This is a genomic window from Streptomyces sp. NPDC058650 (assembly GCF_042717315.1).
Classification (GTDB): Bacteria; Actinomycetota; Actinomycetes; order Streptomycetales; family Streptomycetaceae; genus Streptomyces.
The window spans coordinates 371,439-394,007 of sequence record NZ_JBHXRL010000001.1 but is presented as its reverse complement, the minus strand read 5'-3'; the positions used below and the strand labels follow the sequence as shown (position 1 = coordinate 394,007).

At 69.7% G+C, this 22,569-nt stretch carries 19 protein-coding genes and 1 pseudogene; 9 read left to right on the top strand and 11 right to left on the bottom strand.

Going from position 1 to position 22,569, the window contains the following annotated elements; genetic code table 11:
- The first annotated feature begins 164 nt into the window (after nucleotides 1–164).
- The gene (gene aspS / locus ACFWWU_RS01970) at nucleotides 165–1,991 is read left to right on the top strand and encodes an aspartate--tRNA ligase (RefSeq protein WP_384137822.1); all 1,827 of its coding nucleotides are present in this window, start codon (nucleotides 165–167) and stop codon (nucleotides 1,989–1,991) included.
- A gap of 76 nt (nucleotides 1,992–2,067) precedes the next feature.
- Here aspS and ACFWWU_RS01965 read toward each other — a convergent pair whose 3' ends face one another.
- Complete coding sequence (locus ACFWWU_RS01965) at nucleotides 2,068–2,508, bottom strand: barstar family protein (RefSeq protein ID WP_384137820.1); 441 nt, start codon at nucleotides 2,506–2,508, stop codon at nucleotides 2,068–2,070.
- 102 nt (nucleotides 2,509–2,610) lie between these two features.
- On the opposite strand from ACFWWU_RS01965, the gene ACFWWU_RS01960 reads away from it, so the two are divergent.
- Nucleotides 2,611–2,949, top strand: a complete 339-nt coding sequence (locus ACFWWU_RS01960; protein ID WP_384137818.1) for a hypothetical protein — start codon at nucleotides 2,611–2,613, stop codon at nucleotides 2,947–2,949.
- 1 nt (nucleotide 2,950) lies between these two features.
- Here ACFWWU_RS01960 and ACFWWU_RS01955 read toward each other — a convergent pair whose 3' ends face one another.
- From ACFWWU_RS01955 to ACFWWU_RS01925, 7 genes and pseudogenes are all read right to left on the bottom strand, one after another.
- Entirely contained in the window at nucleotides 2,951–7,648 is a 4,698-nt protein-coding gene (locus ACFWWU_RS01955) for a putative T7SS-secreted protein (RefSeq protein ID WP_384137816.1), read from the bottom strand.
- On the bottom strand, nucleotides 7,648–8,295 hold the full coding sequence (locus tag ACFWWU_RS01950; RefSeq protein WP_384137815.1) for a hypothetical protein: 648 nt from the start codon (nucleotides 8,293–8,295) through the stop codon (nucleotides 7,648–7,650). Before ACFWWU_RS01950 ends, ACFWWU_RS01955 begins: the two co-directional genes overlap by 1 nt.
- Nucleotides 8,292–8,831 (bottom strand): SseB family protein, encoded by a 540-nt coding sequence (locus tag ACFWWU_RS01945; RefSeq protein WP_384137813.1) that lies wholly within the window; start codon nucleotides 8,829–8,831, stop codon nucleotides 8,292–8,294. The genes ACFWWU_RS01950 and ACFWWU_RS01945 overlap by 4 nt, the downstream gene beginning before the upstream one ends.
- Nucleotides 8,824–9,045 (bottom strand): hypothetical protein, encoded by a 222-nt coding sequence (locus ACFWWU_RS01940; RefSeq protein WP_384137811.1) that lies wholly within the window; start codon nucleotides 9,043–9,045, stop codon nucleotides 8,824–8,826. The genes ACFWWU_RS01945 and ACFWWU_RS01940 overlap by 8 nt, the downstream gene beginning before the upstream one ends.
- A 21-nt stretch (nucleotides 9,046–9,066) precedes the next feature.
- Nucleotides 9,067–9,673, bottom strand: a pseudogene (locus ACFWWU_RS01935) (Uma2 family endonuclease).
- Between the two features lie 51 nt (nucleotides 9,674–9,724).
- Nucleotides 9,725–10,603, bottom strand: coding sequence for a helix-turn-helix domain-containing protein (locus tag ACFWWU_RS01930; protein ID WP_384137809.1), 879 nt, complete (start codon nucleotides 10,601–10,603; stop codon nucleotides 9,725–9,727).
- A gap of 295 nt (nucleotides 10,604–10,898) precedes the next feature.
- Complete coding sequence (locus ACFWWU_RS01925; RefSeq protein ID WP_384137807.1) at nucleotides 10,899–11,330, bottom strand: ATP-binding protein; 432 nt, start codon at nucleotides 11,328–11,330, stop codon at nucleotides 10,899–10,901.
- A 154-nt stretch (nucleotides 11,331–11,484) separates the two neighbouring features.
- Between ACFWWU_RS01925 and ACFWWU_RS01920 the strand changes: the two genes are divergently transcribed.
- The 4 genes from ACFWWU_RS01920 to ACFWWU_RS01905 all read left to right on the top strand — a co-directional run bounded on the left by ACFWWU_RS01920 (nucleotide 11,485) and on the right by ACFWWU_RS01905 (nucleotide 13,676).
- A complete protein-coding gene (locus ACFWWU_RS01920; RefSeq protein WP_384137805.1) occupies nucleotides 11,485–12,360 on the top strand; it encodes a helix-turn-helix domain-containing protein in 876 nt (291 codons plus the stop codon).
- A complete protein-coding gene (locus ACFWWU_RS01915) occupies nucleotides 12,357–12,623 on the top strand; it encodes a DUF397 domain-containing protein (protein ID WP_384137803.1) in 267 nt (88 codons plus the stop codon). The genes ACFWWU_RS01920 and ACFWWU_RS01915 overlap by 4 nt, the downstream gene beginning before the upstream one ends.
- Complete coding sequence (locus ACFWWU_RS01910) at nucleotides 12,620–13,222, top strand: Uma2 family endonuclease (protein WP_384138411.1); 603 nt, start codon at nucleotides 12,620–12,622, stop codon at nucleotides 13,220–13,222. The genes ACFWWU_RS01915 and ACFWWU_RS01910 overlap by 4 nt, the downstream gene beginning before the upstream one ends.
- A 100-nt stretch (nucleotides 13,223–13,322) precedes the next feature.
- Nucleotides 13,323–13,676 (top strand): DoxX family protein, encoded by a 354-nt coding sequence (locus ACFWWU_RS01905; RefSeq protein WP_384137801.1) that lies wholly within the window; start codon nucleotides 13,323–13,325, stop codon nucleotides 13,674–13,676.
- Between the two features lie 78 nt (nucleotides 13,677–13,754).
- Here the strand turns inward: ACFWWU_RS01905 and metG are convergent, their stop codons facing one another.
- A complete protein-coding gene (gene metG, locus ACFWWU_RS01900; RefSeq protein ID WP_384137799.1) occupies nucleotides 13,755–15,362 on the bottom strand; it encodes a methionine--tRNA ligase in 1,608 nt (535 codons plus the stop codon).
- Nucleotides 15,363–15,451: 89 nt separating this feature from the next.
- Between metG and ACFWWU_RS01895 the strand changes: the two genes are divergently transcribed.
- Together ACFWWU_RS01895 and ACFWWU_RS01890 are read left to right on the top strand one after the other, a co-directional pair.
- Nucleotides 15,452–16,243 (top strand): response regulator transcription factor, encoded by a 792-nt coding sequence (locus ACFWWU_RS01895; RefSeq protein ID WP_384137797.1) that lies wholly within the window; start codon nucleotides 15,452–15,454, stop codon nucleotides 16,241–16,243.
- Complete coding sequence (locus ACFWWU_RS01890; protein ID WP_384137795.1) at nucleotides 16,240–17,331, top strand: ATP-binding protein; 1,092 nt, start codon at nucleotides 16,240–16,242, stop codon at nucleotides 17,329–17,331. Before ACFWWU_RS01895 ends, ACFWWU_RS01890 begins: the two co-directional genes overlap by 4 nt.
- On the opposite strand, the gene ACFWWU_RS01885 is transcribed toward ACFWWU_RS01890, so the two are convergent.
- Nucleotides 17,328–19,202 carry a VWA domain-containing protein gene (locus ACFWWU_RS01885; RefSeq protein WP_384137794.1) on the bottom strand — a complete coding sequence of 625 codons (1,875 nt, stop codon included), beginning with the start codon at nucleotides 19,200–19,202 and terminating at the stop codon, nucleotides 17,328–17,330. The genes ACFWWU_RS01890 and ACFWWU_RS01885 overlap by 4 nt on opposite strands.
- A 271-nt stretch (nucleotides 19,203–19,473) precedes the next feature.
- Here ACFWWU_RS01885 and ACFWWU_RS01880 point away from each other — a divergent pair, with 271 nt between their 5' ends.
- Nucleotides 19,474–21,531 (top strand): PhoX family protein, encoded by a 2,058-nt coding sequence (locus tag ACFWWU_RS01880; RefSeq protein ID WP_384138408.1) that lies wholly within the window; start codon nucleotides 19,474–19,476, stop codon nucleotides 21,529–21,531.
- Nucleotides 21,532–21,557: 26 nt separating this feature from the next.
- Here the strand turns inward: ACFWWU_RS01880 and ACFWWU_RS01875 are convergent, their stop codons facing one another.
- Complete coding sequence (locus ACFWWU_RS01875) at nucleotides 21,558–22,547, bottom strand: hypothetical protein (protein WP_384137793.1); 990 nt, start codon at nucleotides 22,545–22,547, stop codon at nucleotides 21,558–21,560.
- Between the last annotated feature and the right edge of the window lie 22 nt (nucleotides 22,548–22,569).

Below are 22,569 nucleotides of genomic sequence, written 5' to 3'. Positions count from 1 at the left end.
GAATATCGGACAGCAGGTCGCCACTGAGAGTATTCGAAAAGGGATCATGGGGCGGCCGGTACTCTGGGTGCGTCTGTCTGCGTGTCCTGTGACTTGCGTCCCGTGAGTGACGGAGTGCGGTGACGGCGACCCATCCCACGATCCCGAAGACTGGATGAACGACGATGCATCGGTACAGGTCCCACACCTGCGGCGAGCTCCGCGCCTCTGACGTCGGTGCCGACGTCCGGCTGAGCGGCTGGCTGCACAATCGGCGCGACCTGGGCGGCATCCTCTTCATCGATCTGCGCGACCACTACGGCATCACGCAGCTCGTCGCCCGCCCCGGCACCGCCGCGGCCGAGGTCCTCGACAAGCTGACGAAGGAGACCGTCGTCCGCGTCGACGGCAAGGTCGTCTCGCGTGGCGCGGAGAACGTCAACCCGGAGCTCGCCACCGGCGAGATCGAGATCGAGGCCGCGACGGTCGAGGTCCTGGGTGCGGCGAAGCAGATCCCGTTCACCGTCAACGCCGACGACGGCGTGAACGAGGAGCGGCGCCTGGAGTACCGCTTCCTCGACCTGCGCCGCGAGCGCATGCACCGCAACATCATGCTGCGCTCGGCCGTCATCGCCTCCATCCGCTCCAAGATGGTGGCCCTCGGCTTCAACGAGATGGCGACCCCGATCCTCGCCGCGACCTCCCCCGAGGGCGCCCGCGACTTCGTCGTCCCGTCCCGCCTGAACCCGGGCAAGTTCTACGCGCTGCCGCAGGCGCCCCAGCAGTTCAAGCAGCTGCTGATGATCTCCGGCTTCGACCGCTACTTCCAGATCGCGCCCTGCTTCCGCGACGAGGACGCCCGCGCGGACCGCTCGCCGGGCGAGTTCTACCAGCTCGACGTCGAGATGAGCTTCGTCGAGCAGGAGGACGTCTTCCAGCCGATCGAGAAGCTCATGACGGAGATCTTCGAGGAGTTCGGCGGGGGCCGTCACGTCACCTCCCCCTTCCCCCGCATCCCCTTCCGCGAGTCGATGCTCAAGTACGGCAACGACAAGCCCGACCTGCGCACCGCCCTCGAACTCGTCGACATCTCCGACGTCTTCGAGGCGTCGGAGTTCAAGGCCTTCGCCGGCAAGCACGTCCGCGCGCTCGCCGTCCCGAACACGGGCGACCAGCCGCGCAAGTTCTTCGACGCGCTCGGTGACTTCGCGGTCTCCCTCGGCGCGAAGGGCCTGGCCTGGGTCCGCGTCGGCGAGGGCAACGCCCTGACCGGCCCGATCGCCAAGTTCCTCACCGAGGAGAACGTCAAGGTCCTCACCGAGCGCCTCGGCCTGGAGCCGGGCCACGCGATCTTCTTCGGCGCGGGCGAGTTCGACGAGGTCTCCAAGATCATGGGCCCGGTCCGGGTCGAGGCCGCCAAGCGCGCCGGCCAGTTCGAGGAGAACGTCTTCCGCTTCGCGTGGATCGTCGACTTCCCGATGTACGAGCGGGACGAGGAGACCGGCAAGATCGACTTCTCGCACAACCCGTTCTCCATGCCGCAGGGCGGCATCGAGGCCCTGGAGACCCAGGACCCGCTGGACGTCCTCGGCTGGCAGTACGACATCGTCTGCAACGGTATCGAGCTGTCCTCCGGCGCGATCCGGAACCACGAGCCCGAGATCATGTTCAAGGCCTTCGAGATCGCGGGCTACTCGCGCGAGACGGTCGAGCACGAGTTCGCGGGCATGCTCCGCGCCTTCGAGTACGGCGCCCCGCCGCACGGTGGCATCGCCCCCGGCGTCGACCGCATCGTCATGCTCCTCGCCGACGAGCCCAACATCCGCGAGACGATCGCCTTCCCGCTCAACGGCAACGCCCAGGACCTCCTGATGGGCGCCCCGACCGAGCTGGACGAGTCCCGCCTGCGCGAGCTGAACATCCAGCTCCGCAAGCCGGTCGAGAAGCCGGCCGAGAAGCCCTCCGAAGACCGCCCGGTCACGGACGCGGTCCACCCGGACGCGGCGCGGTAGTCACTGACGTTCTGCCACTGGAGGGGCCCGGAACCGTGGATACGGTTCCGGGCCCCTTCGGCATACGCGACGGAGATCAGCCGAGCCGCTCCTGGAGCCCGCGAAGGCGACTCGCGAGGGCGGACACGGCCCCCTTGTCGCACGACAGGACAATCGAGAGCTTGCTGAGCGTTACGCCCTCGGGCCGCTTGACGTAGGACCACCGCTGGCCGGCACGCCAGAGGGAACGGAAGAACTCGTCGCGAGCGTCGTCATCCTCGGAAAGGGCAATCTCGGCGGAGTCGATGATCAGGACGTGGTGATCCGACGAAAGCCATTGGAGGTCACGTAGGCAATCATGGAATGCATTCCAGTTCCAGCCGAAGTAGTCGGGGAATTTCAACAGTTCCCAGAACTGCTGGAACGTGGACATCTCGTCAGGCATGCCTTCGCCGTTCAGGCGCGCCACGTAAACACTGCCCGACGTGGGAAGGATTTCGTCGATGGGTGCGCTGCCGCCTGTGGTGACGATATGCATCCATGGGGCGATATGAATCGCTGGTGTTTGTTCGTCCATCACCTCACCCGTGCGGGACCTGTGTTTACGGTTTCACCGAAAGGTGGGAGAGGTTCACTCTCAGTGGAACGTCGATACTCGATTGAATACCCCGTTTTCATGCAACGGGAGCATCTCAGGGCGCTACGGCGTTTCCTCGCTGATCGAAACCAGTACGGACCCTTCGTCCAGGCCGGCGACCGGGCGGCCAGAAAGGTGCACTCTGGCGTTGTGTGGGGGGTCGAAGAAGTCCACCTGTCGATTGTATCGATCAATTTGATCCAGGGTGAACCAGTGGCCGGAACATTCTGGTCCTTCCCCCTCTACGAGAAACTTCTGGCCGACTCGCGCGATGCCACCGATGCAGCGGACGATGCAGACGCCGCCATCGGTGTTTTCGTGCTCGGTCGAGTAGATCTGTAGCCTAGTTTTGTCCGGCATGTCTGTATGCCTCCTGGATGAATCTGGCCACCTGCTCGGTGGTCAGCTTTGGTATGTCGAACCTGAGCGCGTCAGTGACGTCACCGTAATTGTTGATCTTTGGGACGTGGATGTCCATTCCTGCGAGTATGTCTCTCGCGACACTTGAGGGGATCGTCGCTCCGGCGCGTCTGGCGAGTTCGCCTGCAGGGAGCCCTACGGCGACCTCTGCCTCTGGTGGAATGAATCCGCGTTCCGTGGGAATTCCGTCCAAGGCACTTCGCGGTATGAGGTGCACCACGGCGTCGCCGTACTGCTCCGAGTGTCGAGCGAATGCCGTTGCGACACCGGGGTCGGTCGACGTGGGGGTGAACCCTGATGCCGCCGTACCGTCGCTCGCGCCGAATCCTGAGGTCGTGCCGCGGAAGAGGTGCTCTTCGTCCGGGCACGGCCCCAGCCCGAGCGGGTCGCTCCACGTGTGGGGATTGTGGACATACGTCGCTGGGTTATCCGCCGGAGCCAGGCCCAGAGGGTCCTGGGAAAGGTAGCGGGCCGATTCCGGGTCGTAGTAGCGGAAGTGGTTGTAGTGGAGGCCCGATTCGGGGTCGAAGTACTGGCCCGGGAAGCGGAGGGGGGTGTACGCCGCAGCGTCGCGGGTCCAGGTCGTCGTGCCCCAGAGGGTGGCGCGTGTGCGCCACGCCAAGTCGCCTGATTCGTCGACGAGTTCTGTCGGGGTGCCGATCAGGTCGGTGACGATGGCGAAGAAGCGCTCGTCCGTGGAGTCTGCGTCCGTGCGGCGTTCCGTCTGGGTCAGGGGGCGTAGGCCCGCGTGGTCCCAGGTGAGGGTGATGTCCTCAGTCGTCTGCTCGCACAGAGTGGACCCGTCCCAGGTGAAGTGGACGGTTTCCCTTGGGGATTGCTTGGATATTCGGCGGCCCAGGGGGTCGTACGCGTATCGCCAGACCGTGCCGTCCGGGGTCGTCACCGCCGTGAGGCGGTCTTCCGCGTCCCACTCGTAGCGCCAGGTGTCCGGTTTGCGGGAGAGGCGGGTCTTCTGGCGCAGGACCGTCCGGCCCTGGGCGTCGTGTTCGTAGCGGATGGATCCCGCATGGGAGATGCGGGTGCCCTGGTAGGCGCGTGTGCCCGTCGCGGAGTGGGACGGGTGGGTGGTCGGCCAGGACGCTTCCGTCTGATTGCCGGTCTCGTCGTAGGCGTACCGCTCCGTCCAGTCGTTCGCGTGGACGGCCGTCACCCGGCCCGCCCCGTCCAGGTCGAAGCGGCGCGGCCCGGAAAGTGCGTCGGTCATACCGACGAGTCCGCCGTCCGCGCGGTAGGTGTACGAGCGGTGTTGGAGGCGATGGCCGGCGCCGGCGGTGACCTCTTGAGCTGCTAGGCGACCCATCGCGTCGAACGACGACGTGAGGACGGCGAAATCCGCTATGTGGCGGGTGGTTTCGCGGCCGAGGGCGTCGTGGGTGAAAGCCAGTCTCCGGCCCGAGCTCGTCAGTTCCGTTCGGCGGCCGGCCGCGTCGTACGACCAGCTGCTCACCGAGCCGCCCGGCGTCGTCCGCCCCACCCGGCGGCCCGCCTCATCGTGCGTGAACGAGAGCGTGCGGCCGTTCACGGTCTCGGAGACGAGACGGCCGTAGCGGTCACGGAGTCGCTCCAGCGTCGCGTCCGGGCCCGTCGCCGTCGCCAGTTGGTCGAAGACGTCGAACTCGTAGGCGGTGACCGCCCCTTCGGCGTCCTTGCGGGCGATTCGGCCGAGGCTGTCGCGGTCGAATCGGATCGTCTGGCCGAGTCCGTTCGTACGGGACGTCAGACGGGCCGCCGCGTCGTAGTCGTAGCTCAGCGTCCGGTCGTCGAAGTCCGTCTCCGTGACCAGTCGGCCCGCCGGGTCGTAGGCGTAGTCCCAGGTCAGACCCTGCGGAGCCGTCACCTGCGTCAGCCGCAGGTTCGTGTCGTGGGAGAACTCGTAGCGGACTCCGTCCGGGCCCGTGCGGGACGTCAGCAGGTCGAAGTCGGTGTACGTGTAGCGGGTCGTGGCGCCCATCGCGTCCGTATGGCTGAGGCAGTTGCCCTCGCCGTCGTACGTCCAGGACTCCACCGTGCCGTCGGGCGCGGTCCGCCGGGACGGGCGGCCCTCGACCGTCCACTCCATCCGGGTCACCGCGCCGAGAGGGTCGGTGATCCGGACCGTACGACCGAAGGCGTCGTACGCGTACCGCGTCGTGGCCCCCAGCGGATCCGTGACCTCGACGGGAAGGCCACGGTCGTCCATGACCAGCCGGGTGACTGCGCCGAGCGGGTCCGTCACCGACGTGAGTCGGCCGGCCTCGTCGTACGCGAACCGCGTCCGGACGCCCGTCGGGCCCGTCACCGACGTGCGGTTGCCGCGTTCGTCGAAGGTCTGGTGGGTGACGTTGCCGTCGGTGCCGACGATCCGGATCGGGAAACCGGCCTCGTCGTACTCGGCGCGCGCCTGCCGTCCGTCCGGGCGTTCCACGACGGTCAGATGGCCCTGGTCGTCGTAGGTGGAGCGCGTGACGTTGCCCAGCGGGTCCGTCCGCGACAGCAGCCGGTGGTGGCGGTCGTACGCGAAGCGCGTGACCGCGCCCAGTGCGTCGATCTCGGCGACGACCTGCGCACGGTCATTGATCACATGACGCTCGGTGTTCCCCAGGCCGTCGGTGAGGGTGGTGACGCGGAGCCCGGTCGCTGGGTCGACGTCGTCCCACGTGAAGGTGGTTTCGAGGTGGCCGTTCGTGCCCGACTGATAGGTGCAGCGGTCCTGGTCGTCGTAGACGTAGTCGAAGCGGCTGCCGTTGGTGTCGGTCCATGAGGTGATGCGGCCTTGTTCGTCGCAGCCGAAACGCAGAGGGCGGCCGGAGGAGTTGGTGACCTCGGTCAGGTGGCCGTTCGTGTAGCCGTAGCGCAGGATCTCCTGGTCGGAGCCGTCCGGTGCCGCACCCGCGAGGGCGAGGGCGGTCACCCGTCCTTCGCTCGTCGTCAGCTTCAGGTGGTAGCCGCCGTGGTGGACGATCGCCGTCGGGGCGCCCGACGCGTCGTGTTCGAAGGTGATCCAGCGGCCGTTGCGGTCGTCGATCTGGGCCAGGAGCGCGAGCCCGTCGCCGTGGTCGGTGAAGTGCCAGACCTTGCGGGTGTCGGGGTCGGTGATCGTGTAGCCGTCCTCGACGCGGTCCAGGGGCCACTGTCGACCGTGGTTCGGCATGACCGGGACCCCGGGCGCGGGATGGGGATACGCGAGGAGGCTGCCCTCGTCACAGCTGAAGACCACGCCTTCCGAGTCGATCTCCAGCCGCTGGTCCACCGTGCTCGACCACGTCGGGCCGAACCAGCGTCCCGAGCGGCGCGAGGAGTCGAAGCCGCGCCGGAAGACGAGAGGCAGTGAGCCGGGAAGGGCGATGTCGGTCTGCGGCAGCAGCATTCGGCCCGTGGCGATGTCGATGGGATCCCGCTCGCACCGCGTCTCCTTGCCCGTCTTGCAGGTGCTGGGCGGGTTCTTCTCCTGGTCCCCGCGGCTGCCACCGTCCGGCGCCTTCCCGTCGGGTACGTGCTTCGTGCCGTTCAGCCCGATGCGCACACCACTGCGCGCGAGCCCCGCGCCCTTCGTGCCGAGCAGCTCCGGGAGCAGCCGGCCGATGAACTCCGACGGGTCGCCCTTCGCCGCGTCCCAGGCGTTCTTCAGCGCCCTGTCCGGGTTCGCCGCCGTGGACACCAGGCCGACGAGCGTCATGTTGACGCCCTTGTAGTAGTCCATCGGGTGGGTCAGGTTGTACGGGTCCGTCGGGTTCACCGACCGGACGAAGTTGGCCAGTCCCGCCGCGCCCTTGACGACGCCACCGCCGACATGGGCCAGCTCGATGCTCTGCCCCAGGCTGTAGTCCGCCAGTTCGAGCATGGCTCTCTCGCGGCCCGTCGGCACCTTCGGCGCGTGTGCCAGCGCGGCGCTGACCGCTGCCTTCGCGGTCTCCCCGGCCTCGTTACGGGCCTGCCGCGCCTCGTTCAGGATCTGGCGGGCGCGCTGCCGCTTGGCCTTGCCGGGGTCGGAGAACGTCCCCGGGTCCGGGAGCGGACTGTCCCCGGTACGTGCCGCGTTGTAGGCGTCGACCTTCTTGTTGTACGTGTCGACGGCCGACCTGGAGTCCTGGTCGCCCTCCTTGTACAGCGCTATCGCCTCACGCGCCTTGCCCTGCGCGCTCACGACCGCATGGGAGTACGTCTCCAGCGCCTTGGCCGCGTTCTCCATCGCGTCCGCCGCGCGCAGCCAGTCCGTCGGTACGGTCCGGAACTTCTCCCGGAACGCGTCGGCCGCCTCGCCCTTCCACTGACCGGCGTCCAGCCTCTTCATCCCGCCGCCGACCAGATCGAACGCCTTCTGGAAGTCCCGCAGGTTCTCGACCGCCTCGGCGATCTTCTCCGGCTTGCCGTGGACGAGCTCGTTCGCCTCCTCGGTCTGCCCGAGCTGCTGCTCCCCGACCTCCGCGCCGAGCGAGGAGGCGGCCCCGTCGCCCCAGTCCTCGACCGCGTCCGCCCAGTCGTGCGCGCCTACCTTGTCCAGGCCCTGGCCGACCTTGTCGGTCGCGTGGTCGACGGCCTCGCCGACGATCTCCTTGCCCTTGTCGACGCCTTCGCCGATCTTGTCGATCCCCTTGTCGAGCAGCCCCCCGAAGTCCACCATCAGCGGCTCTCCCCCCACCGTGGCTGCTCGGCCTGTTCGACAGTCGCCCGATCAGGGTCGAGGTCCTCCCTGAGCCGCTCGTCCATGAGGTCGCGCGCCCCCGGCTCGATCACTCCGGAACGCTCCATCGAGTCCAGCCCCGAGTCCATGACGTCGTAGCCGGTGTTCTGCCAGAGTTGATCGACTTCGTGCTTGGTCTTGATGACCGACTCCGGACTCCAGTCCGCGTTGTCCCATGTGTGCTGGTCACGGATCGTGTCCCAGCGCATCTCCTTGACGTCGTCCTCGGAAAGGTGCGGATTTCCGTTGAGGGAGTTCACGCCGATCTTGATCGAGTCCTTGATGTACTGCTCCTGCTCCGCGAACGAGCCCGCCGACAGGCCGACCGCCTGCGCGAACCCGTTTCCGCGCAGGGTCAGCGCACGGATGCCCCACTCCCACCGTTCGCAGAACGACCCGAACTCCGACGTCAGCCCGCCGTGCCCCAACTCCAGTCCGGACAAGGCGAGATCGGAGAACCCCCGTCCCGTCGACGCCTCGCCGATCATGCCGAGCTCCTTCAGCTCGGCATGGGCCAGGTCGATGCCTTTCGCTATCGCCGCCAGCGCCGCCGCCGGCGCCGCGAGATCAGGATCGGTTCCGCTCATCGTGCCCCCGTTCCCCGTTCGCCGAGATCCACCGCCACCTCGTCCGGGACGATCCCCGCCACCGGCGGAAACAGCGCTCCTTCCGTACTGCCCGCGTCCAGCGCGATCCCGCCGGGCCCGGGCAGCATCGGCACCATCACGTCAAGCAGCCGCGCGCCCAGCACCGTCCGGTACGCCCACTCGCGCCCCGCTTCGCCCCGCGCGACGGCGAACCGTGCCAGCGCCCCCTCGTCCGAGAACGCACAGATCCACCGGACCCCGTTGAAGTCCGCGGTCCACATGCTGTCGGAGTCATCGAATGGCACCAGCACGGCAGTACGCCGGAATTCGCCGAGCAAGCGAGCAAACTCCCGCCGTGCCACGGCCACCTCGTCGCTGACCTCAGACTCGGCCCCGGGCTCCGGCACGGCCCGCGCGGCCGGGGTCACGAGAGCCAACTCCGGTTCCGGCGCGGTCACCGGGACCGGTCCGCCCGCCAAATCCGCCAGTCTCGAAACCCGTCGAGGCCCCGGTATCCCGTCCCCGTGCTCAGTCACTCACGCATGCTGCCACGCGCCCATTCACACGAGCAACGAACAAAGACCCGAGCCCGTCAAGTCGGGCGGTGACGCGCTCGCGGACGTCGTCGGGAACGTCGAGGCCGCGCTGCTCAAGGACCAGCAGATGGCGGCGGCGCCGGGCACAGCCGTCGGTGCCGCCTTCGGCCCTGAGTTCTTCGGAGAGCCACGACTTGTAGAAGGAGAGGTCCACAGCCACAGACTCCTTATCCGATCAGCCTTCAGGGGCATCCTTGTAGCGCGGTAGGCCATCGGTCGAGATCGTCCATTCGGCGATGGTGACGTCCTCGCCGTACACGAAGTCCTTGCGGGTGGCGTAGCGAGGGCCGTCGGGCGTGGGGTGGATGTCGGTGAGGACGGCCCCGGTGCCGGTGCGGGGGTCGAAGACCGCGTAGGAAGGGACGCCGATCAGGGGATAGTCGCGCACCTTGGTCACCCAGTCGTCGTCAGGGTTGGAGCGAGAGACGACCTCGATCGCGGCGAAGAGCGTGCGGGGGGGCGAAGGAGCCAGGGACGTCCATGTCCGCGAGGCCGCTCACCATCACATCGGGCCGACGCATGATGCCTTCGGACACACCCTCGACGTCGGGTTCGCCCGTGTGGGCCACGATCTCCTCCGGCATCACCTTCTCAAGGCGTCTGCGGAGGTGCACCGTGGTCAGTTCGTGCGGGCCGACGGGCGCCCTCATGTCGCGAACGATCCCTTCCTTGGTGACCTCGAATTTGCCGGGCACGGTGTCGTCCATGGACTGGACGAAGTCCCGCATGGCCCGGTACCGGAGAGCGGCGGCCTGCCCTGCGTCGTCCGGGGCGATGGTCATGGCGCTCGCTCCTCGTCGTCTGCGCCCAGGGCAAGGATCGTCACGTCCATGCTAGGCGGATCCCGCTTGATCGGATCGGCACGCGCCGCAGGTGCCCGGTTCGGGGGCGCGGTAGGCGCGGTCGCAGGTGTCGCAGTTCTGGAGGGGGTGCCGGGTGGCCGGGTTCTCGGGACTGCGGAACGGGGGCAGGGGTGGCAGTTGGGCGCTCAGGCGGTGGGCCAGGAGGGCGGCCGGGCGGTGGAGCGGTTCCGGTGGCAGGCCGGTGGTCAGGGCGCGGTGGACGGCCTCCGGGGTGAGGTCGCGTTCCAGCCAGGCGGCGACGCCCGGGACCAGGTGTTCGGCGTCCGTGGCCGAGATCAGGAGTCGGGGGTCGGTGCGGCGGAGGCCTGAGAGGACTCCCAGGGCGGTCTGCAGGAGGTCGGGGGCGGGGTACGCCGGCTGCGGTACGGCGGGCAGCGCGCGGCGTGGCGGCGGCTTGTCCTCCCTGCGGGTCGGGCGCGGCGGCTTCGGTTCCTGCGTGGCGCCGGTCCGGCCCGGCTGGTTGCAGGAGACCGTACGGGTGACCATGCGCCCGTCCTGCGTGCGCTCGCGCGTACGGCGCAGATAGCCGTGGGTCTCCAGCTCGCGCAAGGCGGCGGCGATCCGCGTCGTCCCCTCCGGGAAGCGGGCCGCGAGGCTCCTGATCCCGACGGATGCGCCACTGGGCAGCGACTGGATGTGCACGGCCAGCCCGATGGCCAGCAGCGACAGCTGCGCGTGCTGGGCGAGGTGGTTGCCGACCACCGTGAAGCGGGTGGTGTGGCGGGCGTTGTCGTGGGTGACGCCGCCGCCGCAGGGGGTGGCCGTCGTCCCGGTTCGCCGGGAGGGGTGGTTTTTCCCGTCGTTACGGGACTGGGCGGACGGGCGCACGTTAGTGTGCTGGGTATCCATCGGGAAGCTCTACTTCCTTGATGGTCAGGCCCTCGCCTTGGGATTGCCGTCCCGGCGGGGGCCGACGCATGTCGGCCTGGCGGTCATATGCCAGCTGGGCAGAGCGTAGATCAACCAACCCACCCCAAAGCCAGCTGTGTTGGTGTTTTTCACCCGAGTGAGTGAGTGCTGCCTCAGCGGGGGGAGGGGTGGGGCTTGGTGGGTTTCTTTCTCTCTCGTGGTTGTCCTTGGGAAGACCGTCCGCCTCGCCGAAGTCCACGTTCCCGGAATCCGGTGCCGGAGTCGTTTCCGCAGGTCAGGGGTGCGGGAGGTCGAGTTCGGCCCATACCGTCTTCCTGGGTACGGGGCCGAGCCCGACGCCCCATCGGTCGGTCAGTGCCTCCACCAGGAGCAGTCCTCGGCCGGAGTCGCCCTCGGGGCCGGTCAGTTGGACGCGAGGGAGGTTCTCGGCCCGGGTGTCCGTCACCTCGATACGGAGCACTCCGTCGAGACCGAGCAGCGCGAGCCGGAAACTCCGGCCGGCGACCCGGCCGTGCGTGGCGGCGTTCGTCGCCAGCTCGGCGACGACTTGGGTGGCCGCCTCCGTCACGCCGTACGGCACCTCGTGATCCCGCATCCACTCGGCGGCGAGCAGCCGGGCGAGCCGGGCCCCGCGTGGCGTGGGGGACAGGAGGACGCTGAAGTGACTTGTGGGGCCATGGACTTGGGCGATCTTCTGCTGATTCACGTCACCGAGCGTGGCCGCCCCGGGCTACCGTGAACAGTGACGGCGCCGATGCGTAGAGTCACTGTCCGGAGCTTGTCCACTGCTGTCCGGGCTGTCCGGACCTTCCTCACGGGTAGGGGCATCGCGCCACGAGGGGCGAGGGAAGGGTGCGGGTATGTCGGTGGACGGTGGGGCTCAGCGGCTCAAGACCGAGGCGGACGAGCCGGGGTGGGAGGTCGATCCCGACGATGACTGGGGTGTGGCCGTTGTCGCCACCGTGGGGCGGCAGTTGAGGCTGCGGAGGGAGGCGGTGGGCATGAGGGCCGCCGAGCTCGGGGCGGCCACCGGCTACGGCGAGGACCTCATCTACAAGATCGAGAGCGGCAAGCGGATCCCGCGACCCGAGTTCCTGGACAAGGCGGACGAGGTACTGGGGGCGGGCGGGTTGCTCTCGGCCATGAAAGAGGACGTCGCGAAGGTCCGCTACCCGAAAAAGGTGCGGGCCTTGGCGAAGATGGAGGAGCGGGCGGTCGAGATCGGGGTGTACGAGTGCAGCAACATCGCTGGACTGCTCCAGACGCCAGAGCACACGCGGGCTCTCCTGGAGTCGTGGCTGCCGGCTTACTCGCCCGAGGACTTGGAGCGCCGGGTGGCTGCCCGTGTGTCCCGGCAATCGGTCTTCGACAGGTCACCCGCTCCCGCCCTCGGCTTCGTGCTGGAGGAAGCGACGCTGTGCCGCAACGTTGGAGGCACAATGGTTCGGAGACGGCAGCTTGAACGCCTTCTGGAGGTGGGACGTTTGAACACCGTCACGCTCCAGGTCATGCCGACGACGAGCGAGGCTCACCCCGGTATGAGCGGCAGGATCGAGTTGCTCAAGTTCGAGGACGGAACGGCTGTGGGGCGTTCCGACGGCGCGTTCAACGGTCGTCCGGTGTCGGACCTGAAGCAGTTGCGCATCCTTGAGCTGCGGTATGGCACCATCCGGGCTCAGGCCCTCCCGCCAGGAGAATCCCTGACCCTCATTGAGCAACTGTTGGGAGAAACATGATCCACAACTCCTGCGCTGGGGACACCTCCGAACTGGCGTGGTTCAAGAGCAGCTACAGCAGTGGGCCCGACGGGGACACTTGCGTCGAGGTCGCCTGGCGAAAGAGCAGCTACAGCGGTGGCACCGACGGTGAGTCCTGCATCGAGGTCGCCGCCGCCCCCGGCACGGTCCACGTCCGGGACTCCAAGTGCGTCGACGGTCCACAGCTCGCCTTCATGCCCGGCGCCTGGGCGGGCTTCGTCTCGTACGCGACGACCGGCTGACCCCGCCGCTCACCTCCGTAACCAGGAGGAGTCTGAGCGTTCTGACTCAGGAGGGGTTCGAGGAGCTCGCCCGTCTTGGCGAACGGGTGGACGAATCCCTGCGCCTCGAATTCCTCAACGGGAAGATCGAGGAGAAGGCGCTGCCCGACGGGAACCACGGGCGGATCATCGAGTGGCTCACGCGCCTGTGCCTTCAGGTCGACGCCGGCCGGTGGCTCTATCCCGGCCAAGGGCTCCGTGTCGAGAAGTACCGCAAGGGCAACGCCCGTCCTGATGGTTGCCTCGTGCCGCTCGACGCCTTCGTGGGGCAGGGGGAGTGGGCCGACCCCGACGGGGTGCTGATGACGGTCGAGGTCACCTCCGGCGACTCGGACGCCGGGCGGCGGGATCGGGTCGAGAAGCCGCGCGCCTACGCCGAGACCGGGATTCCCGTCTACCTCCTGATCGACAGGACCGCCGGCGAGGTCAAGGTCCACTCCCAGCCTGACGGCGAGCGGTACGAGGTGGTCGTTACCGTGCCCTTCGGGAAGAGCGTCACCCTGCCGGAGCCCGTGGGGATGGAGCTCGACACCGAGCCCCTGAAGAACTGGGTCCACTGAAGTTTTTCGCGCGGGCTGTCACACATCCGCTCCGGGCTCCGTCAGTGCTGTGTCCGGCTCGGTCGAGGCGGACACGGGAAACGCTGAAGGAGCCGTCGCGATGTTCACCGAGATGTCCACCACCGCAGTCGTCGTCACCGCCGTCGCCGCCTTCATGGCAGGGTTCTCCGCCGGGGCGATCTTCTTCAAGGCCGCGTTCGTCGTCGAGCCCCTCGCCGCGTACGGCGTGCCGCAGGCGTGGTGGAACTGGCTCGGGGCCGCCAAGGCCGCCGGGGCCGCCGGGCTCGTCGTCGGGTTCTTCGTGCCGGTGATCGGGACCCTGGCCGCGATCGGGCTGATCCTGTACTTCGCCGGCGCCGTGATCACCATCCTCCGCGCCCGCTCGTACGCCCACGTGCCCTTCCCGCTGGTCTACATGGCCCCCGCCGTCGCCGCCCTGGCCCTGACCTGGTGACGGGTGGTGGGAGCAAGAAGGCCGCCGCCCCCTGTGAACAGGGGACGGCGGCCTTCTTCGTACGCGTACGCCGGGGCGTCAGTCCTTCTTCGGCTCCTCCAGGCGCGGGAACAGCACCGCGCCCTTCGTCACCGTCGCGCCCGCCGGGAGCTGCCCCCACGTGGCGGCGTCCTGGACCGGCTGGGCCGCCAGGGCACCCAGGGACTCCTCCGCGCCCAGCGACTCCCACAGGGCCTGCGAGGTCTCCGGCATGATCGAGTTGAGCAGGACCGCGACCGCGCGGAGCGACTCGGCCGCCGTGTAGAGGATCGTCGCCAGGCGGGCCTGGCCCTCCGGCGACTCGTCCTTGGCCACCTTCCACGGCTCCTGCTCCGTGATGTAGCCGTTGACCTGCTTCACGAAGTCGAAGATCGCCAGGATGCCGCCCTGGAAGTCCAGGTCCTCGCCGATCTTCTGGTCCGCCGTCGCGACGGCCTTGGCCAGGCCCTCGTGGATCGCCGTCTCCGCCGCGCCGTCGGCCGCCGAGGCCGGCAGCTTCCCGCCGAAGTACTTGCCGACCATCGCCGCCACGCGCGACGCCAGGTTGCCGTAGTCGTTCGCCAGCTCGCTCGTGTAGCGGGCGGAGAAGTCCTCCCACGAGAACGAACCGTCCTGGCCGAACGCGATCGCCCGCAGGAAGTACCAGCGGTACGCGTCCACGCCGAAGTGCGAGGTCAGGTCCTGCGGCTTGATGCCCGTCAGGTTCGACTTCGACATCTTCTCGCCGCCCACCATCAGCCAGCCGTTCGCGGCCACGCGGCCCGGGACCGGCAGGCCCTGCGCCATCAGCATCGCCGGCCAGATCACCGCGTGGAAGCGGAGGATGTCCTTGCCGATGAGGTGCACGTTCGCCGGGAACGTCTCGTCGAACTTCGCCGGGTTCTCGTTGTAGCCGACGGCCGTCGCGTAGTTCAGGAGCGCGTCGATCCACACGTAGATGACGTGCTTCTCGTCCCACGGCACCGGGACGCCCCAGTCGAACGTCGAGCGCGAGATGGAGAGGTCCTCCAGGCCCTGCTTGACGAAGTTCACGACCTCGTTGCGGGCCGACTCCGGCTGGATGAAGCCCGGGTTCGCCTCGTAGAACTCCAGGAGCTTCGGGCCGTACTCGCTCAGCTTGAAGAAGTAGTTCTCCTCCTTGAGGATCTCCACCGGCTTCTTGTGGACGGCGCACAGCTTCGTGCCGTCCTCGGCCTCGATGAGGTCGCCGGGGAGCTTGTACTCCTCACAGCCCACGCAGTAGGGACCTTCGTACCCGCCCTTGTAGATCTCGTCCTTGTCGTACAGGTCCTGTACGAACTCCTGGACGCGGTCCGTGTGACGCTTCTGCGTGGTGCGGATGAAGTCGTCGTTCGCGATGTTCAGGTGCTCCCAGAGGGGCTTCCACGCCTCCTCGACGAGCTTGTCGCACCAGGCCTGGGGCGTGACGTCGTTCGCCTCGGCCGTGCGCATGATCTTCTGACCGTGCTCGTCCGTGCCGGTGAGGTACCACACCTTCTCGCCGCGCTGACGGTGCCAGCGCGTGAGCACGTCGCCTGCGACGGTCGTGTAGGCGTGGCCCAGGTGAGGAGCGTCGTTGACGTAGTAAATGGGGGTCGTGACGTAGAACGCCTTCGCCCCCTGCTTCTCGGATCCAGTGGCCGCCATGGTCGAAATCCTAACGGTCGTACGAAGATCCACTCACATCGTTAAACCCCGGCCGCCGCCGACGCGGCGGGGGTGGGGAGGATGGGGGCATGCGTGTACTCGTAGCCGAGGACGAGCGGGACCTCGCCCGGCTCGTCGCCGTGGGCCTGCGGCGGGCCGGCTTCGCCGTCGACACCGTCCACGACGGCGACGGCGCCCTGGAGCGGCTCGGCCTGGACTCGTACGGCGTCAGTCCGTACGACGGCAGTTCGTGCGGCGTCAGTCCGTACGACGGCAGTTCGTGCGGCGTCAGTCCGTACGAGGTCAGTCCGTACGGCGTCAGTCCGTACGAGGTCAGTCCGTACGGCGTCAGTCCGTACGACGTCCTCGTCCTCGACCGCGATCTGCCCCGCGTCCACGGCGACGAGGTGGCCCGGCGGCTCGTCGCCGCCGGTTCCCCCACCCGGATCCTCATGCTGACCGCCGCCACGGCCGTCGAGGACCGCGTCGAAGGCCTCGACCTCGGCGCCGACGACTACCTGGGCAAGCCCTTCGAGTTCCCCGAGCTCGTCTCCCGCGTACGCGCCCTGCGACGGCGCTCCGCGCGCCCGCCGATCCCGCCGCTCCTGGAACGCGACGGGCTGCGCGTCGACACCGCCCGGCGGACCGCCACCCGCGATGGGCGGGACCTCGACCTCTCCCCGAAGGAGTTCTCCGTCCTCCAGATCCTCCTGGAGGCGGACGGGGCCACCGTCTCCGCCGAGGAGCTCCTCGAACGCGCCTGGGACGCCCACGCCGACCCCTTCACCGGGGCCGTACGGGTCTGCATGAGCAAGCTGCGGGCGAAGGTCGGGGAGCCGGCGCTCATCCGGACCGTTCAGGGCGTCGGGTACGTGGTGTGAGCGAGCCCCTTCTCGGTGCCGGGTCCACCATCCGGACCCGGATCGCGCTCGTCTACGGGGGCGTCTTCCTGGTCCTCGGCGCCGTGCTGCTCCTCGTGGTGAACCTGCTGGTCAGAGCCGGTACGGACGGGGAGACGGAGGCGATCGTCGCGCGGGCGGACGAGGTCGCCGTCGTCGAGGCGTACCGGCTCGGCGACGACATCAGCGAGGCCGCCGGCGACCAGATGCTCATGTGGTCCGTCCTCGCCCTGCTCGTCATGGCCTGCGGCGCCGTCGTCGTCGGGTGGTGGACCGCCGGGCGGGTCCTGCGGCCCGTGCACGAGATGACCGCCCGGGCGCGGCGGCTCTCCGAGCGGAACCTGCACGAGAGGATCGCGGCGAGCGGGCCCGACGACGAGCTGAAGGAGCTCGGCGACACGATCGACGCGCTCCTCGGACGTCTGGAGACGGCCTTCGACAGCCAGCGCCGGTTCATCGCCAACGCCTCCCACGAGCTGCGGACCCCGCTCGCCACGCAGCGCGCCGCGATCCAGGTGGGGCTCGACGACGACTGCGAGGTGCGGCAGGTGCTGCTCGACAGCAACCGCCGCAGCGAACGGCTCATCGACGGGCTGCTCCTCCTCGCCCGGAGCGAGCGCGGGCTCGCGGAGCGGGAGGACGTGTCGCTGGGGGAGGTCGTCGCGGAGGAGTACGAGGACGCGGACGTGGTCCTCGACGGGGGTGTCGTACGGGGGAGCCGGGTGCTGCTCTCGCAGCTCGTCCGGAACCTCGTCGCGAACGCGGTCGCCTACAACGTGCCGGGGGGAGTCGTCGACGTACGGGTCGAGGGCGGGGTCCTGACCGTGGTCAACACCGGGCCCGTCGTCCCGCCGGACCAGGTCGCCGGGCTCTTCGAACCCTTCAGGAGGGGCGAGGGGCGGGACCGCATGGGGCCGGGCGCGGGGCTCGGGCTCTCCATCGTGCGGTCGATCGCCGTCGCGCACGGAGGTGCCGTGACGGCCGTGGCGCGGGGTGCGGAGGAGGGTGGCGGGCTGGTGGTGGCGGTGACCCTGCCGGTCACCGCCACCCCCTCCCGTTCCTTTTCCTAGAACTCCAGGTCGGCGAGCAGACCGGCGTAGAACGCCGAGTGCGCCGTCTCGACCGGGGTCGCGCCGGGGAAGTACGCGGCGGTACGGGGCGTGCCGTCGAGCTTCCGGAGGTAGTCGAAGGCCTTGTTGTCCTCCTCGCCCCAGGCCACGAACCGCCAGTGCAGCGGGCGGTCCGCCGCCTCGGCCAGCGCCGCCGTGGCCGCCGTCTTCGACTCGGGCGCGCCGTCGGTCTGGAAGACGACCAGGGCGGGTCGCGCCGGGTCGGCCTTCTCGTGGTGGGCGAGGACCTCCTCCACCGCGCGGTGGTAGTTGGTGCGGCCCAGGCGGCCGAGCGTGCCGTTGATCTCCTCGACGCGGGTGGGCGTGAGGTCGGCGGGGGTGAGCTCGACGGTGCCGTCGATGTCCGTGGAGAAGAACACGGTCGTGACGGTGGCGTCCTCGTCCAGGTGCGCGGCGAGGGCGACGGTCTGCTCGGCGAGGCGCTGTACGGAGCCGTCCTTGAAGTACCCGCGCATCGAACCGGACCGGTCCACCACGAGGTACACGGCGGCCCGCGCCCCGGTGAGCCCCTGCTTCTTGAGCACGGCGCCGGCGGCCTTGTAGGCGTCGGCGAGGTGCGGGGCGACGGCCTTCACCTTGGTGAGGGGGAGGGCGGCGTCGGTGTCGGTGGCGGGGGTGGTGGCCTCCGTGCCGGTGTCCGTGCCGGTGTCCGTGTCGGCTTCGCCGACGTGCGCCTCGGCGGCGACGGCCTCGACCTCGACCTCGGCGGCGACCTCGGCCTCGGCCTCGGCCTCGGCCGGGCTCGCGTCGTCGGCCGCGACGACCGCGTCGGGCTCGGCCTCGGCCGCGACGACCGGCTCCGGCTCCGCCGGCGTGGCGGACGCGTCCGCCTGCGGCGTCGCCTCGGCGGTCGCGGGCTCCGCCGCGCCTTCCTGCTCCTTCGGAGCGTTGGCCGCAGCGGCGGCCGGGGCTGTGTCGTCGGCGCCCGTCTCCACCGGCTCCGGCTCGGTCTCAGCAGCAGCCTCGACGGCAGCCACCGGCTCCGGCTCCGCGAGGGTGTCGATCGCCTCGGCGGTCGCGGGCTCCGCCGCGCTCTCCTGCTCCTCCGGAGCGTCGACGGCGACGGCCGCCTCCGGCTCCTGCGGGGCGGTTTCGGACGCGGCAGCGTCCTCCGCGACAGTGGCCGCTTCCGGCTCCGCCGTGGCCGGCGCCGCTTCCGGCTCGGCGGTCTCGGTGGCGGGTGCCTCGGCGTTCACTGCCTCCGGCTCCACCTCGGCCTCGGGCGCGGCCGGTTCGGCGGTCTCGGCCGTCTCGGCGGTCTCGGTCTCGGCCGTCTCGGCCGTGGCGGCGGGCGCCTCGGCGGTCTCGGTCTCGGCCGTCTCGACCGTGGAGGCAGGCGCCTCGGCGGTCACTGCCTCCGGCTCCGTCTGCTCCTCGGCCTCGGCCGTCGCGGTGGACGCCTCCGCCTCCGGCGCCTCGGCCGTCGCCTCGACCGCGGTCGCCTCCGACGCCTCCGACGCCTCCGACGTCTCCGCCGTCGACTCGGCCGCCGCGGCCGACGTGCTCGCCGTCTCCGACGTCTCAGCCGTCGACTCGGCCGCCGTCTCCGACGTGCTCGCCGTCTCCCCGCTCCGTGCCTTCGGCACCTGCGGGTTGTCGAACGACGCGGCCACCAGGTCGTCCGCCGCGCGGCGGGCCGCGGCTTCCTCGGTGTCCGTGGTCGTGTCCGTGGACGTGTCCGTCGACGCCGACGTGTCCGTGTCCGTGTCCCTGGACGTGGCCGTAGATGCCGACGAGGCCTCACGCGTCTGGGGCGGGACGGAGGTCGCCGGGGTGTCCTCGTGGTCCCGGCCGAATACCTTGCGCAGCATGCTCCGAATACCCATGGGCGAACCCTTTCGCATGAGTGGGTGCAGTGTGAATGTCCGTACTGGGCGTTTCGGGACGTTCATCCCTGGCCAGGGCGGACACGTAAGGTTAGCGGCCACCCCCTCCCTCCTCCGTGACCCGGTCGCCTCCGGATGCCGTGCATTCATTCGGCGTTCACTCCGGCGCCGCCCCTGTGCAGATGTGCGCACATAGCGTCGCCGCCGAAGGATCCCCGACACCATGTCGGCGCAGTGTGCGCCGGAGGAGGACGAAGTGCGCAAACTGCTGCCGCTCCTGAGCACGAACCCCCACGGAGGCGGCCGTTCCGCTCTCACCTGCCGGTTCCGGTGTGGTGACGCCTGCTTCCACGAGGTGCCGAACACCAGCGACAACGAGTACGTCGGCGACGTCATAGCGGGTGTCCTCTCCCGCCGTTCCGCCCTGCGCGCCGCCGCCGTCGTGACCGTCGCCTCCGCCGCCGGCGGCGCCGTCGTCCTCGGTGGCGCCCCGGAGGCCGTCGCCCGTCCGCAGAAGCCGGGCAGCGGCACCTCGGGCAAGGTCGACGGCGCCCGCGGCCTCCGCTTCGCCGCCGTCGCGCCCAACACCGCCGACCAGGTCACCGTGCCCGCCGGCTACGCCCAGAACGTGGTCATTCGCTGGGGCGAGCCGATCCTCCGCGGCGCGCCCGCCTTCGACTCCGAGAAGCAGACGGCGAAGGCCCAGGCCGGCCAGTTCGGTTACAACAACGACTTCCTCTCCCTGCTGCCGCTCCGCGGGGAGCACCACCGCCAGGTCCTCGTCGCCAACCACGAGTACACCGACGAAGTCCTGATGTTCCGCGGATACGACTCCGAGAACCCGACCCGCGAGCAGGTCGAGATCGCCTGGGCCGCGCACGGCCTGTCGGTCGTCGTCGTCCAGGAGGAGCACCGCTCCGGCAAGCTGACGCCCGTGACCCGCCACCACCTCAACCGGCGGCTGCACACCACCAGCGAGTTCGAGCTGACCGGCCCCGCCGCCGGCGGCGCCCTGCTGCGGACGAGCGCCGACCCCGAAGGCCGTACCGTCCTCGGCACGCTCAACAACTGCGCCGGCGGCACCACCCCGTGGGGCACCACCCTCCACGGCGAGGAGAACTTCAACCAGTACTTCGCCTACGGAAGCTCCGCCACCGACAAGCGGTACGGGGTCGGGACCGGCGCCTCCGAGCGCAAGTGGGAGCGGTTCGACACGCGCTTCGACCTCCGCCAGGAGCCCAACGAGGTGCACCGCCAGGGCTGGGTCGTCGAGCTCGACCCGTACGACCCGGAGTCCACGCCCCGCAAGCGCACCGCGCTCGGCCGCTTCAAGCACGAGGCCGCGCAGCCCCGTCTCACCGAGGACGGCCGCCCGGTCGTCTACATGGGCGACGACGAGCGTTTCGACTACTTCTACAAGTTCGTCTCGTCGAAGCGGATGAAGAAGGGCAACTCGCGGAGCGCCCGCGAGCACAACCTCACGCTCCTCGACGAGGGCACGCTGTACGTCGCCAAGCTGACCGGCGACTCCCCGGCCGCCGAGATCGACGGCACGGGCAAGCTGCCCAACGACGGCGAGTTCGACGGCTCCGGCCAGTGGATCCCGCTCGCCACCGGCGACGTCTCGCACGTCCCCGGCATGACCGCCGAAGAGGTGTACGTCTTCACCCGCCTCGCCGGTGACAAGGTCGGGGCGACGAAGATGGACCGCCCCGAGGACGTCGAGCCGTCCCCGCGCAGCGGCCGCGTCTACGTCGCGCTCACCAACAACACCAACCGGGGCAAGGGCACCAACCCGGGCGCCGACGAGGCCAACCCGCGCAACCTCAACAAGCACGGGCAGATCCTGGAGCTCGCCGAGCACTGGGACGACCCGGCCGCCGACGGCTTCGCCTGGCGTCTCTTCCTCGTCGCGGGCGACCCGAACGACCCGGCGACCTACTTCGCCGGCTTCCCGAAGGAGAAGGTCTCCCCGATCTCCTGCCCGGACAACGTGGCCTTCGACCCGCACGGCAACCTGTGGATCTCCACGGACGGCAACCAGCTCGGCTCCCACGACGGCCTGTTCGGTGTCGCCACCCGCGGCGAGCGGCGCGGTGAGCTCAAGCAGTTCCTGACCGTTCCCAAGGGTGCCGAGACCTGCGGCCCGATCATCCAGGACCGCCGCGTCGTCGTCGCCGTGCAGCACCCGGGCGAGCTCGACGGCGCCTCCGTCGAGAACCCGAAGTCGGACTGGCCCGACGGACCCGGCAAGATCGTCCGCCCGTCGGTCGTCTCCGTCTGGCGTAAGGACGGCCGCGACATCGGCGTCTGATGCCCCTGGGCGGGCCTGGGGGTGTTCTACTCCACCCCCAGGCCCTCCCTGAATCTCGTGAACTGTTCCTCCGGGTCCCCCGTGTACGCCCACGGCACCCATGCCGCCCGCACCCCGAGCATCCCGAGCAGCTTCCGGGCGATCTCCACCTGGCCCGCGTAACACGCCGCGTGCGTCAGGAAGTTGAGGTCCCCCACCTCCTCCGGCGCCACCGGGCGCCCCGGGTCCCTGCCCTCGATCCAGCGCGCGTACGTGCGCCGCAGCTCCGTCACCGCGAGCTCGTGCTTCCAGTGCTGGTCGAAGCCCCGCACCGGGCCCCGGCCGAGCGCCCCGTCCGCGATGTAGCGGTACTCCTCGACCCGGGCGACCTGCACGAGCACCGGCAGCGGGGAGCCGGGCGGCGCCACCCCCGCCGCGTCGCGCGCGAAGTCGTACATGCTGCCGTGCGTGCCGTGCCACCGCGCGGACCAGTAGCGCAGCACCTGGATGTGACCCTCGGTGTTGTACGGGTCGCGGCGCCGCAACTCGTCGAACCAGTGCCGCAGTTCGCGGCGCGCCACCCCGCCTTCGTACAGGCGGGCGACCGAGAGCAGTGACACCCAGGGCATGGGGTCGGCCGGGGCCGCCTCCGCCGCGCCCCGGCAGGCGTCGACGGCGGCGTCGATCCGGCCCCGGTCGACGGTGGCGCCCCGGCCGGCCGCGATGGCCGCGTCGAAGACCCGGACGACCTCGGTCGCCGCCCGCAGCACGGCGGCGTCGGGGTTGCGGGGCTCGGCCGCCCGCCACGTCTCCACGGTGGAGCTGCCGGCGGCGGCGTGCGAGAGGAGCCGCACCCGGTGGGTGCGGCGAGCCCAGTCGTCACCGGTGGCGGCGAGCAGGTCGCGGACCCCCTGCCAGCGGCCGATGACGATGTCGTGCCGCGCCTCGGTGAGTGCGCGGTCGCCGAAGTCCGGGTCGAAGTCGGGCGCGAAGCGCTCCGCTCGCGCCGAGCGCGCGGAGCGGCGGCGTACGGCCATGGGGCCTCCTTCGGTTCGGCTT

What these genes read in the sequence shown, in the direction of transcription:
- aspS (WP_384137822.1), top strand. Translation starts at nt 165, where the DNA reads ATGCATCGGTACAGGTCCCACACCTGCGGCGAGCTCCGCGCCTCTGAC.
- ACFWWU_RS01965 (WP_384137820.1), bottom strand. Translation starts at nt 2,508, where the DNA reads ATGCATATCGTCACCACAGGCGGCAGCGCACCCATCGACGAAATCCTT.
- ACFWWU_RS01955 (WP_384137816.1), bottom strand. Translation starts at nt 7,648, where the DNA reads ATGGTGGACTTCGGGGGGCTGCTCGACAAGGGGATCGACAAGATCGGC.
- ACFWWU_RS01950 (WP_384137815.1), bottom strand. Translation starts at nt 8,295, where the DNA reads ATGAGCGGAACCGATCCTGATCTCGCGGCGCCGGCGGCGGCGCTGGCG.
- ACFWWU_RS01930 (WP_384137809.1), bottom strand. Translation starts at nt 10,603, where the DNA reads ATGGATACCCAGCACACTAACGTGCGCCCGTCCGCCCAGTCCCGTAAC.
- ACFWWU_RS01920 (WP_384137805.1), top strand. Translation starts at nt 11,485, where the DNA reads ATGTCGGTGGACGGTGGGGCTCAGCGGCTCAAGACCGAGGCGGACGAG.
- ACFWWU_RS01915 (WP_384137803.1), top strand. Translation starts at nt 12,357, where the DNA reads ATGATCCACAACTCCTGCGCTGGGGACACCTCCGAACTGGCGTGGTTC.
- ACFWWU_RS01905 (WP_384137801.1), top strand. Translation starts at nt 13,323, where the DNA reads ATGTTCACCGAGATGTCCACCACCGCAGTCGTCGTCACCGCCGTCGCC.
- metG (WP_384137799.1), bottom strand. Translation starts at nt 15,362, where the DNA reads ATGGCGGCCACTGGATCCGAGAAGCAGGGGGCGAAGGCGTTCTACGTC.
- ACFWWU_RS01895 (WP_384137797.1), top strand. Translation starts at nt 15,452, where the DNA reads ATGCGTGTACTCGTAGCCGAGGACGAGCGGGACCTCGCCCGGCTCGTC.
- ACFWWU_RS01885 (WP_384137794.1), bottom strand. Translation starts at nt 19,202, where the DNA reads ATGCTGCGCAAGGTATTCGGCCGGGACCACGAGGACACCCCGGCGACC.
- ACFWWU_RS01875 (WP_384137793.1), bottom strand. Translation starts at nt 22,547, where the DNA reads ATGGCCGTACGCCGCCGCTCCGCGCGCTCGGCGCGAGCGGAGCGCTTC.